The 15773-nt window shown below is 64.3% G+C and carries 9 protein-coding genes; all 9 read left to right on the top strand.

Features of this window, described 5'->3' with window-relative positions; translation table 11 throughout:
- The first annotated feature begins 420 nt into the window (after nt 1-420).
- The 9 genes from CDA63_RS17070 to CDA63_RS17030 all read left to right on the top strand — a co-directional run bounded on the left by CDA63_RS17070 (nt 421) and on the right by CDA63_RS17030 (nt 15686).
- Nucleotides 421-3198, top strand: coding sequence for a substrate-binding domain-containing protein (locus CDA63_RS17070; RefSeq protein ID WP_088465674.1), 2778 nt, complete (start codon nt 421-423; stop codon nt 3196-3198).
- 182 nt (nt 3199-3380) lie between these two features.
- Entirely contained in the window at nt 3381-4220 is an 840-nt protein-coding gene (locus CDA63_RS17065) for a PfkB family carbohydrate kinase (RefSeq protein ID WP_088465673.1), read from the top strand.
- A gap of 212 nt (nt 4221-4432) precedes the next feature.
- Nucleotides 4433-4768: a carboxypeptidase-like regulatory domain-containing protein gene (locus tag CDA63_RS17060; protein WP_088465672.1), complete on the top strand. Its 336-nt coding sequence runs from the start codon at nt 4433-4435 to the stop codon at nt 4766-4768.
- A gap of 9 nt (nt 4769-4777) precedes the next feature.
- Nucleotides 4778-7459, top strand: a complete 2682-nt coding sequence (locus tag CDA63_RS17055; protein ID WP_088465671.1) for a SusC/RagA family TonB-linked outer membrane protein — start codon at nt 4778-4780, stop codon at nt 7457-7459.
- Between the two features lie 125 nt (nt 7460-7584).
- Nucleotides 7585-9045 carry a RagB/SusD family nutrient uptake outer membrane protein gene (locus CDA63_RS17050; protein ID WP_088465670.1) on the top strand — a complete coding sequence of 487 codons (1461 nt, stop codon included), beginning with the start codon at nt 7585-7587 and terminating at the stop codon, nt 9043-9045.
- Between the two features lie 98 nt (nt 9046-9143).
- Entirely contained in the window at nt 9144-10559 is a 1416-nt protein-coding gene (locus CDA63_RS17045; RefSeq protein ID WP_088465669.1) for a glycoside hydrolase family 30 protein, read from the top strand.
- Nucleotides 10560-10642: 83 nt separating this feature from the next.
- A complete protein-coding gene (locus CDA63_RS21655) occupies nt 10643-12829 on the top strand; it encodes an RICIN domain-containing protein (RefSeq protein WP_088465668.1) in 2187 nt (728 codons plus the stop codon).
- A 148-nt stretch (nt 12830-12977) separates the two neighbouring features.
- Nucleotides 12978-14084, top strand: coding sequence for a T9SS type A sorting domain-containing protein (locus CDA63_RS17035; protein WP_088465667.1), 1107 nt, complete (start codon nt 12978-12980; stop codon nt 14082-14084).
- A 129-nt stretch (nt 14085-14213) separates the two neighbouring features.
- Nucleotides 14214-15686, top strand: a complete 1473-nt coding sequence (locus CDA63_RS17030) for a glycoside hydrolase family 30 protein (RefSeq protein WP_242434720.1) — start codon at nt 14214-14216, stop codon at nt 15684-15686.
- Nucleotides 15687-15773: the final 87 nt, after the last annotated feature.

The raw sequence follows: 15773 nt of genomic DNA, 5'->3' as shown, positions 1-15773 counted from the left end.
GAAGTTGTGCGGGCGCTGCCGTGGAGTACTTGTCCCATAAGTTCGTGCGAAATTCCAGCCCGGAAAATACACCATCTCTCTCTGGGACTATACAACTAGCCTCGCCAGCTGCACCGGTTATATGGCGCGCTTAAGTATTTTATTATGGGTCTGGACCAGCAGTCGAGTAACCTAATTGGCACTTCCCGCAAAACCAACTTGCCGGTTGGCTGCCGTCGCGCGCGATTTCGAGGCTGGTTAATCGTGGTTTCGGGAGCGACCCTGCTTTTGCCAGCTGGGCCTGGGCAGTTTATCCCTCCTATAAAGGCTACAGGCCCAATATTTATTCCTAGCTTTGGATAAGCTGGACTGGCTCGATTCGTTGTAGAAGTTGACTGTTTGGGGTTGAATACACTATTATCCGCCGCTAGTATCCGGAAAATGAGCTGGCTGCTGCTGTGGCTCGCGCTGGCTGGCTGCGCCCAGCCGGTGCCGGAACCAACTTACCGGATCGGATTCTCGCAGTGCAGTATGGAAGGGCCCTGGCGCCAGGCCATGCTGGCCGGCATGCAGCGCGAGCTGAGCTTCCACCCCGAAGCGGAGCTGGTCATGCTCGATGCCCATGACAACAGCGACCTGCAAAACGAGCAAATCCGGCGCCTGGTGAAGCAGGGCGTTGATTTGCTGATTGTCTCGCCCTACGAGGCCGCCCCCGTGACGCCGGCCGTGGAGGAAGCTTACGCCAGTGGCATCCCGGTCATCCTGCTCGACCGCCGCATCACCAGCCAGCACTACACCGCCTTCGTGGGGGGCAACAACGTGGAAGTGGGCCAGGTAGCGGCCCGCTACGCCGCCCGCCTGCTGCGCCGGCGCGGCAGCATCATCGAGATTCTGGGGGCCCCAGGCTCGTCGGCAACGCTGGACCGGCACCGGGGCTTCGTGGAAACGCTGCGCGACTACCCCGACCTGCGGGTGGTGGGCGAGGTGACCGGCGACTGGCGCGACAAGTTCATCAAACCCGCCCTCAAGAAGCTGCTGCTGGCCCACCCGGACGTCTCGCTCATCTATTCCCACAACGACGGCATGGGCCGGGGAGCCTACGAAGTCTGCCAGGAGCTGGGCCGCACCCGCCAGATTCGGATTATCGGGGTGGACGGGCTGGCCGGCGACGTGGAGGGTATCGACCTGGTGCGGCGCGGGCGGCTGAGCGCCTCGCTGCTTTATTCGCCGGGTGGGGAGGATGCCATCCGCACGGCCCTGCGCATTCTGCACCAGCGGCCCTACAAGCGCGAAAACGAGTTGGGCACGATGGTTATCGACTCGACCAACGCCGTGACCATGCAGCAGCAGACCGACAAGGTCATCAGCCAACAGCAGGAAATCGAGCAGCAGCAGAGCCTGCTGCAGCGCTTGCGGGCTACGTATTCGAGCCAGCAGGTGGCGCTGTACGTGTCGCTGGCTTCGCTGCTGGGAGCCGTGGTATTGGGCGGATTAGCGTGGCGCTCAGCTCGCCGCAACCGCGTCATCAACCGGCAGCTGGCCGTGCAGAACGCCAAAAACGACGAGATCAACCACCAGTTGCTAGCCCAGAACCAGGAAATCAGCCAGCAGCGCAACCAACTGGAAGAGCTGGGTGAGCGGGCCCGCGCCGATACGGAGGCCAAGCTGCGCTTCTTCACCAACTTCTCCCACGAGCTGCGCACCCCCCTCACCCTGATTCTGGGGCCGCTGGAGGAGCTTATGGGCGGCAGCGCTAACTTCACCAGCCCCCAGCGCCAGGACCTGCGCCTGGTGCGCCGCAACACACAGCGCCTGCTGCAGCTGGTGAATCAGTTGCTCGACTTCCGCAAGATTGAAGTGGGCAAAATGGCCGTGCACGCCACCGAGGCCAACCTGGTGAGCTTCGTGCGCGAAATCGTGGAGGTGTTTGCCAAGCCAGCCAAGGGGCGCGGGGTGCAGCTGCGGTTTCTGCCCGACGAGCCCGTGCTCATGGCCTGGTTCGATGGCAACATCCTCGACAAGGTCTTCTTCAACCTGCTCTCCAACGCCCTGAAGTTCACGCCCGACCACGGCCTGATTACCGTAACGCTGCGTCGCAACGACGATGACCAGCGCCTGCAAGTGATCGTGACGGACACCGGCCGGGGCATCAGCGAGCAGGACCGGAGCCACATTTTCGAGTGGTTTTACCAGGGCGACCAGGGCGCGGTGGCCAAGGGCTCGGGCATGGGGCTGGCCCTGGCCCACGGGCTGGTGCGCCTGCACCAGGGCCGGCTCACGTTCAATAGCCAGCCGGGTCGGGGCAGCACGTTTGTGGTCACGCTGCCCCGCGAACTGCCCGAAGCGCTGCTCTCCTTCGAGCCGCCCACGCCCGTCACCTTCGCCCTCGATGAGCCCGAGCCCCTGGTGGCCGAGGTGAGCGACGGGCCGGAGGAAGCCGGCAGCGAAACCCTGGTGCTTGTGATTGAGGACAACGTGGAGGTCAACGACTTTCTGGCCCGTAAGCTGCGCACTGGCTACCGGGTCCAGACGGCCATCAACGGCACGGCCGGCCTGGAGCTGGCCTCCAACCTCATCCCCGACCTGATTGTGTGCGACGTGATGATGCCCGGCCTCAGCGGACTGGAGCTCGTGGCTAGGCTACGCGCCGACTGGCGGACCTCCCACATTCCGGTAGTGCTGCTCACGGCCCGGGGTGCGCCCGAGCAGAAAGTGGAAGGCGTGCAGGCCGGGGCTGACCTCTACCTGACCAAGCCCTTCAACCCGACCTTCCTGCTGGAAAGCGTGCGGACCCTGCTGGCCAACCGCGACCGGCAGCGGGAGCATTACCGCCGGCAGCTGTCGGTGGAGGAAGCCACGACGACGACGCCCACGACCAGCGCTGATCAGAAATTCCTGGCCGACCTCACGGCCATCGTGGAAGCCAACCTGACCAAAACCGATCTGAGCGTGGAGGAAATTGCCCGCAGCCTGGGCGTGTCCAGGATGCAACTCTACCGCAAAGTGAAGGCCGTGCTGGGCACCGGCGTGTCGGACTTTATCCAGAGCCTGCGCCTGACCAAGGCCCGCGAGCTGCTGCTCGATGAGTCGCTCACCATTGCCCAGGTGGCCTACGAGCTGGGGTTCTCCTCGCCTTCTTACTTCGCTACCAGCTTCCGCACCCGCTACCAGCTCACCCCTTCCGAGTTCCGGGCCCTGCACACCTCACCCACCCACTGATACAATAGCAAAGATGGCGTTACAAAAGTGAGAGTGGCTTTCCGTTAAGGGAAGCCACTCTCACTTTTTATTTACTGGTAGTCAGAGAATTATAGATTATTCGAAGGATGAACGCCGATTGAAAGAATCCTTAAACTGATTGGGGGCGCCCTGGCGGAACTTTGACTCAAAGCTTCTGCTCCATGACACCTGCCACCATCGTTTGCATCGGGGAAATGTTCTGGGACCTGCTGCCGGAAGGCCGGCGGGCGGGCGGCGCCCCCCTGCACGCGGCCCTGCAGCTGCAGCGGCTCGGGCAGTCGGTGCAGCTCATCAGCCGGGTGGGCGACGACGAGCTGGGTCGGGAGCTGCTGGCTTATAGCGCTCACGCCGGCCTGGGTACCCAGCTCATTCAGCGCAGCCGCTCCCACCTCACAGGAGTGGGCAAAACATCCGTGCGCGGGCACCAGCACATCTACCGGCTGGTAGAGCCCGTGGCCTGGGACTACCTGCAATACACGCCCGAGGTGCAGGCCGCCGTGGGCCAAGCCCGCGCCGTGGTCTACAGCTCCCTGACCGCCCGTAGCGCGGCCTCCCGCGAAACGCTTTACCGCCTGCTGCCCCAGTCCCGCTACAAGGTATTCGATGTGAACCTGCGCGCCCCGCACTACCGCCACGAGGTTGTCAAGTATCTGCTGCGCCAGGCCGACCTGGTGCGGCTCACTCGCGCCGAGCTCACCGAAATCATGGGCTGGCTCGGCCAGCCGGCCACCCCGGCTACCGCCCTGCCCTGGCTGGCCGGGCACTTCGGGCCCCAAGTGATCTGCCTCACGGACAGCGCGGCGGGCGCGACGTTGTGGGCTGCCAACCAACTCCTGCACGCCACTGGCCCCGCCCTTACGGCCCCGCCCGAATCTGGCGGCGCCGATTCATTTCTGGCTACCCTGCTAACCGGTCTGCTCCAGGGCCTCCCCCCGGCCGACTACTTGCGGCAGGCCTGCGCTGCGGCCCCGCCGCCCGGGCCAGGCAGCCCCCCGCAGTAACCTAACGCGCCACTTTCGCCGCCTCCCCTTTCCGATTCTTCACCCAACCTAAATTTCCATGCAATTTCCTCTACCATTCTCCCGCGGCCCCCAACCGCTTCAGAGGGTCCTCGTCACTTCGGCGCTGAGCGGCGCGCTGCTGGCTGGCTTCGCGCTGCCGGCCGGGGGCCACCGCTACCGCCACCAGCCGGCCCGCCGGCCCGGCTGCCCGAATGCAGGCCGACGTACCGGTTTCGGGACGGGTAATCAACAGCCAGGGCGAGGGAGTCCCGGGCGTGACGGTGCTCGTGCGCGGCACCACCATAGGCACGGCCACCGCCGCCGATGGCTCGTTTCTGCTCAACGTCCCGGAAAACAGCACGCTTACCTTCAGCGCCATTGGCTTCACGACCCAGGAGCTTGCCATTACGGGCGCGCAAACCAACATCGGCATCACCCTGGTTGATGACCTGAAGGCGCTGCAGGAAGTGGTAGTGGTAGGCTACGGCACCCAGAGCCGCCAGAACCTGACTACCTCCGTGGCCTCGGTGAATGCGGCGGCCATTTAGCGCCAGCCGGTGGCCGGTTTCGACCAGGCCCTGCAGGGGCAGGCGGCCGGCGTCCAGGTCACGGCGCCTTCGGGGGCTCCTGGCGCGGGCATCAACGTGCGGGTGCGGGGTTCGGCTACCATCACCAACAATGCCTCGCCGCTCTATGTGATTGACGGCGTACCGGTGCTGCCCGGCTACGACCAGGAGTTGAGCGTGGGCGGCCAGCGGCCCAACCCGCTCAACGCACTCAACCCCAATGATATCGAGAGCATCGACGTGCTTAAGGACGGGGCGGCGGCGGCCATTTACGGCCTGCGGGCCTCCAACGGCGTGGTCGTGATTACCACCAAGCGCGGTAAGGTCGGCAAGGCCCAGGTGGGCCTGAACGTGTACTACGGCCGCCAGTACCTGCGAAAGAAGCTCGACGTGCTCAACGGCCAGCAGTTTGCCTCCCTCTACAACGATATTCAGGCCAGCCGGGGCCTGCCACCGGCATTCAATCCCGACACTGTACGCACCAGCACCGACTGGCAGGACCAAGTGTACAGCCCGGCCTCCATCCAGAGCTACCAGGTCAATATCGGCGGCGGTACCGACAAAACCCGCTACTACCTGTCGGGCGGCTACTTCAAGCAGGACGGCATCAGCCTCAACTCGGGCTTCGACCGCTACACGTTCAAGGTGAACCTGGAGCAGCAGCTCAGCAGCCGCCTGCGCGGGGGCACCAACATCAACCTGAGCCGCACCAACAACAATAACAGCAGCCGCAGCGAAAGCGGCGCCGGCAACTCGGGCACGGTGCTGGCCGCCCTGGCCCAGATTCCGACTATTCCGGTGCTCAACCCCGATGGCTCCTACGCCATCAACAACTTCGACCGCACCTTCAATAACCCGGTGGGCAACCTGCGCGAGAGCAGCAACATTGCCAGCATCAACCAGGTCATCGGCAATGCTTTCGCCGAACTCGACATCCTGAAAAACCTCACGCTGCGCTCCTCACTGGGCATTGATTACCGCTCGCAGATTGAGAATGAGTTCCTGACCCGCGACTACCCGGGCACCCAGTTCTCGCCGGCCGCCCAGCAGGGCCAGGGCCGCACGGGCACCAACGAGCAGACGGTCTGGCTCAACGAGAACACGCTCACTTACCGCCCCAACCTGGGCACCCAGCATGAGCTGACGCTGCTGGCCGGCGAATCGATGCAGGCCTCGGACCGCTTCACGTCGAGTGCCGGCGGCTCGGGCTACGCCTCCAACGCCGTGCCCTACCTCTCGGGCGTATCGGTGTTCACCAAACCCAGCAGCTACCGCGACCAGTGGGGCTTGCTGAGCTTCTTCGGGCGGGCCATTTACAACTACGACCAGCGCTACCTGGCCACCGTCAGCCTGCGGGCCGACGGCTCCAGCCGCTTCGCCGACAGCAACAAGTTCGGCTACTTCCCGGCCGTGGGTCTGGGCTGGCGCATTTCCAAGGAGAGCTTCTTTCCCAGCAATGCCGTCGTGTCGGACCTCAAGCTGCGGGCCAGCTTCGGGGCCAACGGCAACCAGGAGTTCTACACCTACGAGCGGTTTCCGCGCTACGGCGTGGGCTTCAGCTACCCCGGCGCCGGCACCACGGTTGCCCCCGGCATCACCCAGACCGACATCGGCAACAACGATGTGAAGTGGGAGACTACTTACCAGTACAACGCCGGCCTCGACGTGGGCCTGGTGAGTGACAAGGTGCAGCTGACTGTGGACGTGTACCGCAAGGACACCCGGGATTTGCTGCTGGGCGTGGCCATTCCGCTTAGCACGGGCGCCGGCAACCTGAGCATTCTGCAGAACGTGGGCAACATCCAGAACCAGGGCGTGGAGCTGGGCCTGAACACGACCAACGTGCGCATGGCCGATAACGGGTTTGCCTGGACCACCAACCTGAACGTGAGCATGAACCGCAGCGAGATCCTCGATTTGGGTGAGGCGGTGAACAGTGAGGGCGTACTGGCTCCGCGGGTGCTGAGCTACGGCAACGGCTTCCAGCAGGCGGGCCAGCCGCTGGGCGTGTTCTACGGCTACCAGGTGCAGGGCATTTTCCAGAGTCAGGATGAAGTGAGCGGGGCCGCCACCCAGAGCGCCCAGACCCGCCCCGGCGACATCCGCTTTCGGGACCTGAACGGCGACGGCATCATTACGCCCCTCGACCGCACGGTTATCGGCAACCCCAACCCCAAGGCCATTGCTGGCGTCACCAACAACTTCTCCTTTAAGGGGCTGGAGCTGAGTGTGTTCTTCCAGGGCAGCTTCGGCAACGACATCTACAACCAGAACCGCGAGACCCTAGAGGCCATGTCGGCCCCGCTGAACCAAGATACCCGCGTGCTGAACCGCTGGACTCCGACCAACACGAATACCAACGTGCCCCGGGCCGTGTTCGGCGACCCCAACGGCAACGCCCGCTACTCCGACCGCTTCATTGAGAACGGCTCCTACGTGCGCCTCAAGAACCTGACGCTGGGCTACACCCTGCCCACGGCCATCAGCCAGAAGGCGCTGCTCAGCAACCTGCGCCTCTACGTGACGGGCCAGAACCTGATTACGTGGACCGATTACTCGGGCTACGACCCGGAGGTTAGCTCGGCGCCTTTCTCCACCACCGGCCTGGGCCGCGACTTCGGCGTGTACCCGCAGTCGCGCACCTACACCGTGGGCCTGAACGCCACCTTTTAATCAGTTGTCAGTCGCCAGTTGTCAGTTGCCAGTCCGTTCAGAATCGTCCGTTGAGTGCCCGCCGAAAACCAGTCACTGACAACGAGCAACTGAACACTGGCCACTCAATCCCTTCCGCCATTCCCATGAAAAAGCTTTTTATACCGATTTCTGCTTTCCTGCTGCTGGGTAGCTGCAGCGTGCTCGACAAGGAGCCGCTGACGTCCATTGCGCCTTCCAACTTCTTTGTGTCGGCTGTGGATGCCGAGGCCGCGCTGGCCGCCACCTACGACGGGCTGCAGCAGAAGGGCGCCTATGCCGAGGTGCTGCCGCTGCTGGGCAACATGCCCACAGACGACTGCACCAGCCTCAACAACGACGTGCGCAACCTGGACGTCATCAACTGGAACTCCGGCACCGGCCAGATTTACGATGCCTACCGGGATGCCTACGTGGCAATCAACCGGGCCAACGCCGTGATTAAGTACGTGCCCGGCATCAATATGCCTGCGGCCCGCCGCGACGAGATTGTGGGCGAGGCCCGCTTCGTGCGGGCGCTGTCGTACTTCAACCTCGTGCGCCTCTACGGTGGGGTGCCATTGCGCCTAGAGCCCAGCGAAAGCGGGGACCCGGCCGCCATCAACCTGCCCCGGTCCACGCCCGACCAGGTGTACGCCCAAGTTATCGAAGACCTCATCCAGGCCGAGGGCCTGATGGCGGCCGTGAACCCGACGCGGGCCACCAAGGGCGCGGCCGACGCGCTGCTGGCCCGCGTGTATCTGACCCAGCGCCAGTGGGATGCGGCCCAGATGGCGGCGGCTAAGGTATTCACAAGCGGCGGCACGTTCTCGCTCTCGCCCTCCTACAACAGCGTCTTCCCGGCCGATAACAAGTCGGAGTCGATTTTTGAGGTGCAGTTTTCGGGCAACACCGACGGGGGCACGTTCCACACCCTGCCCGATCTGGTACTACCCCAGCCCCCGGCCACCTATTCGTTCCAGAAGTTCAACATCCCCACCACCAACCTGCTACAGGCCGCCGACACGGTGAACGACCAGCGCTGGAGCTTCCAGGGCCGGGTGAATGCCGGCCGCAACCACGCCAGCTACGTGCAGGGCCAGTCGCGCAACGACAACGACAACGACAACGGCCCGTTCGTCTACAAGTGGCGCAGCGACCCCAACGGCTTCAACTCGCCCGACAACTCCTACATCCTGCGCGTAGCCGACGTGCTGCTCATGCAGGCCGAAGCCAGCAACGAGCTCAGCGGCCCCAGCGCTGGGGCCTTAACGCCCCTCAACCGGGTGCGCCAGCGCGCCGGCCTGTCCGCCCTGACCACCAGCAGCCCGGCCGCAGCCAGCAAGCAGGCCCTGCGCAGCGAAATAGACCTGCAGCGCCGCCTGGAGCTGGCCTTCGAGGGTGAGCGGTGGTTTGACTTATTGCGCTACGCCCGCCACAACCAAGCCGAAGCCGGGGCGCACAAAGTCTCGGCCCTGACCCTGATTCAGCAGTTCCGCGGCACCCCCGACCCCAATTACCTGCTGCTGCCCCTGCCCCTGGCCGAGCTTGACACCAACACCCAGCTCCAGCAAAACCCCGGCTACTAGGCCATCGAGTGGCCACTACCGGGTCAGGCTGACCCAATTCGGGGCCGGACCCGGTGGCGGCCCGCTTCCTTTCCTTCTCACATTCTCACCTCGCAAGCATGAAGTTTACACTGGTCTGGTTGGGTGCTTTGGTTGCGGGCGCGGTGTCCCTGGGCTCCTGTGCCCGCCCCGCCGCCATGACCAGCGGCGGCCTGAGCTACTGGCTCACCACGCCCGACCGCGCCCACCTGCTCGAGCGCCAGCCCCTGGCTTTCGGCACCACTGCCCCGGCCTCCGCCGGGCCGGTTATCGACATCGACGACCAGCAGCAGTTCCAGACGATGGATGGCTTCGGCTACTGCCTGACCGGGGGCAGCGCCGAGCTGCTGCACGCCATGAGCGCCCCGGCCCGCACCAAGCTGCTGCGGGAGCTGTTCGGCCGTGGCCCCAAAGATATCGGGGTGAACTACCTGCGGCTGAGCATCGGAGCCTCGGACCTGGATGCCACCGTGTTCAGCTACGACGACCGGCCCGCCGGCCAGACCGACCCGGAACTGACCCATTTCAGCCTGGCCCCCGATGAGCAGCACCTGATTCCGGTGCTCAAGGAAATTCTGGCCATCAACCCTAAACTGGGCCTGATGGCCTCGCCCTGGAGTCCGCCAACCTGGATGAAAACCAACGGGGAGAGCAAGGGCGGCTCGCTCAAGCCCGAATTCTACCCGGCCTACGCCCAGTACTTCGTGAAGTACTTGCAGGCCATGCAGGCCCACGGCATTACGGTGGGCACCGTTACGGTGCAGAACGAGCCCCTGCACCCGGGCAACAACCCCAGCCTGCTCATGCTGGCGGAGGACCAGGCCGAGTTCATCGGCCGGCACCTAGGGCCGGCGCTGCAACGGGCGGGGCTGCAAACCCGCCTCGTGTGCTACGACCACAACGCCGACCGGCCCGACTACCCGCTCACGGTGCTGGGCAATGCCACGGCCAACCCCTACGTCAACGGCTCGGCCTTTCACCTCTACGGGGGCACGATTGACGCGCTGAGCAAAGTGCACGACGCCTACCCGACCAAGGACGTGTACTTCACCGAGCAGTGGACGGGCTCGAAAACCACCTTTGCCGACAACCTGGGGTGGCACGTGAAAAACCTCGAAATCGGGGCGCCCCGCAACTGGGCCCGCACCGTGCTGGAGTGGAACCTGGCCGCCGACCCTCAGCAGGACCCGCACACGCCCGGCGGCTGCACCGAGTGCCTGGGCGCCCTTACCCTGGCCCCCGGCAACCAGGTGACCCGCAACGTGGCCTACTACACGGTGGCCCACGCCAGCAAGTTTGTGCCGGCCGGCTCGGTGCGGATAGCGTCTTCGGAGGCGCCCAAGCTGCCCAACGTGGCGTTCCGCACGCCCGACGGCGGCCACGTGCTGCTGGTGCAAAACGACCAGGCCGCCGCCCAAACCTTTGCCATTCGGCAGGGCGGGCGCACCGCCGAAAGTACGCTGCCTCCCGGGGCCGTGGCCACTTACGTGTGGTGATGCCCCTTTAACCCATCGGCGCCGGCCTCCCCAGGGCCCCGCTGTTTCCGCGCTCTTCTTTCCACCAACCAAATTCCCACTCTATGAAACCGCTACTTCTACCCCATTCCCGTCCCTTATGGGTGGGCCTCAGCCTACTGGCGGGCCTGGCCCTGTGCCCGGCCCCGCTGCGGGCCCAGTCGGTGAGCTCCTGGATGACCACCGGCGACCAGAGCAAGCTGCTCCAGCCGCAGCCCGCCGTCAGCTTCGGGGCGAATTCGGGCGGGGGCACTATTATCAACGTTAACGAGGGCACCACCTACCAGACCATCGATGGGTTCGGGGCTTCGCTGACGGGCTCCTCGGCCTACCTGCTCAACCAGAGAATGTCGGCCAGCCAGCGCGACGCCCTGCTCAACGACCTGTTCACGGGCAGCGGTATCCGCCTCAGCTTTCTGCGCCAGAGCATGGGCGCCTCCGACTTTTCGGCCTACGGCAACTATACCTACGACGATAAGGCCAGCGGCCAGACCGACCCCAACCTGACCTCGTTCGGGCTGGGCAAGGACCTGACCGACGTGGTGCCCATGCTCAAGGCCATACGGGGCAAGAATGGGAACCTCAAAATTATGGGCACGCCCTGGACCGCGCCCACCTGGATGAAGGAAGTGCCAACCCAGTGGAACGGCGGCTGGCTGAGCACGGCCTGGTACCAGGCATACGCCAACTACTTCGTGAAATACGTGCAGGCCATGCAGGCCCAGGGGCTGCCGGTGTACGCCGTGACGCTGCAAAACGAGCCGCTCTACGCCGCCCCCTACGTGTCGATGCGCATGGATGCCGGCAACCAGGCGGCCTTCCTGAAAAACAACATCGGGCCGGCCTTCCGCAGCGCGGGCCTGAACACCAAGCTCATTGCCTACGACCACAACTGGGACCATCCCGAATATCCCAACGACGTGCTGGCCGATGCCGCCGCCGCCCAGTACACCGCCGGCTCGGCCTTCCACGGCTACGGCGGCACCGTGAGCCAGCAGACGACCACGCACAACGCCTACCCCAACAAAGACATCTGGTTCACCGAAATCAGCGGCACGGTGGGCTCCAGCTTTGCCGGTGATTTGCGGTGGCACCTCTCCAACATCATCATCGGCACGACCCGCAACTGGGCCAAGAGCGCCCTGGAATGGAACCTGGCCCTCGACCAGAACAACGGCCCCACCAATGGGGGTTGCACCGACTGTCGGGGCGTGGTCACCATCAACAACGGTACCGGCAGCGTAACGCGCAACGTGGAGTACTACGCTTTGGGCCACGCCAGCAAGTTCGTGGACCCCGGCGCGGTGCGGGTGGCTTCCGACTCGCAGAGCGGGGGCCTCGAAACCGTGGCCTTCCGCAACCCCGACGGCTCGAAAGTGCTGCTTGCCCTCAATAATGGCAACAGCAGCAGCACGTTCAAAGTGGTTTGGAACGGTCAGGCCTTCACTTCCAGCCTGCCGGCCGGGGCCGTGGCTACGTACAAGTGGACCAACACCGCCACCGCCACCGCCAGCGGCCCGGCCGTGGGCCGGACCTACCGGATTACGTCGGTGAACAGCGGCAAGGCGCTGGATATGGCCAGCATGTCGACGAGCAACGGCGGCCAGGCCCAGCAGTGGACCTACGGCGGCAGCAGCAACCAGCAGTGGAAGCTCGTGGACTCGGGCAGCGGCTACGTGCGCCTCGTGAACCTAAACAGCAACAAGAGCCTCGACCTGGCCCAGGGCGCCAGCCCGACCGCCAACGGCACCCTGGTGCAGCAATTCGACTGGAACAACAACAGCAGCCAGCGCTGGCTGATTACGGCCGAAAGCGGCGGCTCCTACCGCATCACCAACCAGGCCAGCGGCAAGGTGCTCGATGTGGACGGGGTTTCGACCCAGGACGGGGCCTTGGTGCACCAGTGGGACTGGGCCAATGGCAACAACCAGAAATGGACGTTCACTGACCTGGGCGCGGCCCGTACGGCCCTGGCCACGACCGGCTCGGCGGCCGATGCCCGCCTGCTGGTGTACCCCACCGTGGTAGACGCCGCGCTGCACCTGACCTACAACACCGCTTCCTCCCAGCCCTTGGGCCTGAGTCTGTTTGACCTCACGGGGCGCCTCGTCATCAGTGAGCCCGCGCGCCCGGTAGTGCCCGGGGCCAATAACCTGACGCTGCCGGTGGCCGGCTTGCGCAACGGCGTGTACCTGCTGCGCGTGGCTACGGCCGAGGGTCAGCTCACGCGCCGCGTGGTGGTGGCGCACTAGCTAAGGGAAACCAGTGGATAGCCGGCGGAAACCCTCGGGGAGTACGCCCGCTCTCCGCTTGGTTGCCCCACTAATAACCTGCTTCGCCCGTCGGGGCGGGGTTTTAAATAACTCCTTTTCTTTTTTTTCTCACCCCAATCCTTTTTTTATGAAAACCCTTTCTACCCTTTCGCTCGCCGCGGCCTTTGCCGTAACCTCTTTAGGGGCTCAGGCCCAGATTACCGTCGATGGCACCCTCTCGCCGGCCGAAGTAGGCGTGGGCACCGGCAAATACCAGCTCGTGGGCACCTACACCGGCGCCCACTCGGTTACCGACCGGGGCCTGAAGGCCATCTATATGGGCACCACGGCCACTATGCTCCACGTGATGGTGGTGGGTTCGCCCGAGCAGACGGCCTACAGCGCCTTCGTGCTGTACCTGGATGCGCCCAACAAAACGGGTATTGCCGCCGGCACCCAGCTGCCCGGCAGCTCCAACACCAGCTCCCAACTGCGCCACAAGCCCACCCTGGACATGCAGGCCGACTACGGTTTCCGCATCACCGTTTCGCCGCTTAAGGATGGCAACAACGCCATGTATCTGAGCCGGGTTGACTACACCATTACGCCTCCCGCTACGGGCGCCTACCCCGAAATCGGGATGGGCTCGGCCGCCAAGGATGGCTCGGTGGCTGTGGATGCTAACGACCCCGCCGCTGCCAGAACGGCTTTCCAGACTTCGGCTACCGGCAGCGTGGCAACCAACACCAGCACGGGCTGGGAGTTTTCGATTCCGCTCACCGCCATTGGCGGAGCCGCCAATGCCAGCACCCTGAACGTGATGGCCGGCTACGTGGCCGACAACGGCAACTTCTACTCCGACGTGCTGCCCACCATCGTGGGCCAAACCACGGACCTGGGCGCCAACCCCGACTTTACCAAGATAGCCGGCAAGCAGTTCTACAGCTACCAGGTGGGTTCCGGCGTGCTGGCCGCCCGGTCGGCCATTAATTCCCTGGCCACCCGCGCCTTCCCCAACCCGCTGGCCGCCGACAGCCGCCTGAGCTACACCGTAACCAGCGCCCAGGCCCCCGTGACGGTAACGGCCTACAACAGCCTGGGCCAGGTGGCCGCGACCCTGCTCGACAACGCTACCCAGTCGGCCGGTGAGCACACGGTGGCCCTGACGCCCCTGCAAGGGCTGTCGGCGGGCATGTACCTGCTGCAGGTGCGCGCCGGCAACCAGTTCAGCACCCAGCGCGTGGTGGTGCACTAATGCATCGGGCGGTGCTCGCCGGATGGCGGCGGGCACCGCTTGTGCTTCCTCTTATCGGTTCCACTTCTTAACCCGCTCCCATTTGCCAACACGTTACGCCGATTGATTTTTTTCGCCTTCGATTTTTTTATGATGTTCCACTCTCCTTCTAGTTTCTGGCGCAAGCCGGTCTTCGCCCTCTCCCTGCTGGCCCTTCTGGCGGGGGCGTGCAGCAAAGGCAGCGACCCGGTTGTGCCGCCCACTCCTCCTACGCCCCCTACGCCGCCCGCCCCTACCCTGCCCTCGCAGGTCGCCGTCTGGATCACGAACACCGATCGGAGCGCCCTGTTTTTCCGGCAGCGGCTGAATCTGCGCTTCGCCGATAATACCAACGCCGACCCCACCATCGTGGTCGATACGACCCAGACTTTCCAAACCATGGAGGGCTTTGGTTACACGCTCACCGGCGGCAGCGCCCAGGTGATGAGCCGCATGAGTGCCCCGGCCCGGGCTGGCCTTATCAAGGAGCTGTTTGCCACTGATAGTACGTCGCTTGGCGTCAGCTACCTGCGGGTGAGCATCGGCGCTTCGGACCTCAACGACCAAGTGTATACCTACGATGAATCGCCCACGCCCGACCCCACGCTGGCCAACTTCAGCCTGAAGCCCGACGAAGCCTATTTTATCCCTGTTCTGAAGGAAATTCTGGCCGTAAATCCGGCCATCAAAATCATGGGTTCGCCCTGGACCGCTCCGCTCTGGATGAAGACCAACGGCAACTCGGTGGGCGGCTCCCTCAAGCCGGAATACTACCCGGCCTACGCTCAGTATTTCGTGAAATATATCAAGGGCATGGCCGCGGCCGGTATTACCATTGATGCCGTGACGCTGCAAAACGAACCGCTTTACGGCGGCAACAACCCCAGCATGCTGATGCAGGCCGACGAGCAGGCCACCTTCATCAAGAACCACGTGGGGCCGGCCTTTCAGGCGGCGGGTATCAAAACCAAAATCATTTGCTACGACCACAACGCCGATAAGCCGGAGTACCCACTCGCGGTACTCGGCGACCCCGCCGCCTACCCCTTCGTGGAGGGCTCGGCCTTCCACCTCTACGGCGGCGACATCGACGCGCTGACCCGGGTGCACAATGCCTACCCAAACAAGGGCGTGTACTTTACGGAACAGTGGACCCAGGCCCCCGGCAACCTGGCCGGCGACCTGCCTTACCACGTGAAGAACCTCGAAATCGGGGCGCCGCGCAACTGGAGCCGCAACGTGCTGGAATGGAACCTGGCCAATGATGCCAGCTACGGCCCCCATACGCCCGGGGGCTGCACCGAGTGCCTGGGAGCCGTCACCATCGCCGGCAACCAGGTAACGCGCAACCCTGCCTATTACTCGGTAGCCCACTCGAGCAAATTCGTGCGGCCCGGCTCGGTGCGCGTGGCGACCAACGAGCCCGCCGGCCTCTCGAACGTGGCCTACAAAACGCCCGGTGGCAAGCGCGTGCTAGTCGTGCTCAATACCACCTCCGCCCTGAAAAACTTCAACATTCAGTACCGTAGTAAGGTCGTGAGCGTGGCGCTTTCCGGCGGCTCCGTGGCAACCTACATCTGGTAAGGCGCTGCCGCCGCCCGAAGCTTGCCCATCCGCTTTTCGCCGGTTCGCTTGGCCGTCCCGGTTGGTATAACGCCGACCGGGATGCTG

It is taken from the genome of Hymenobacter amundsenii (genome assembly GCF_002204745.1).
Classification (GTDB): Bacteria; Bacteroidota; Bacteroidia; order Cytophagales; family Hymenobacteraceae; genus Hymenobacter; species Hymenobacter amundsenii.
Note: the sequence above shows the minus strand (reverse complement) of the source record. Positions and strands in the feature narration are given on the sequence as shown.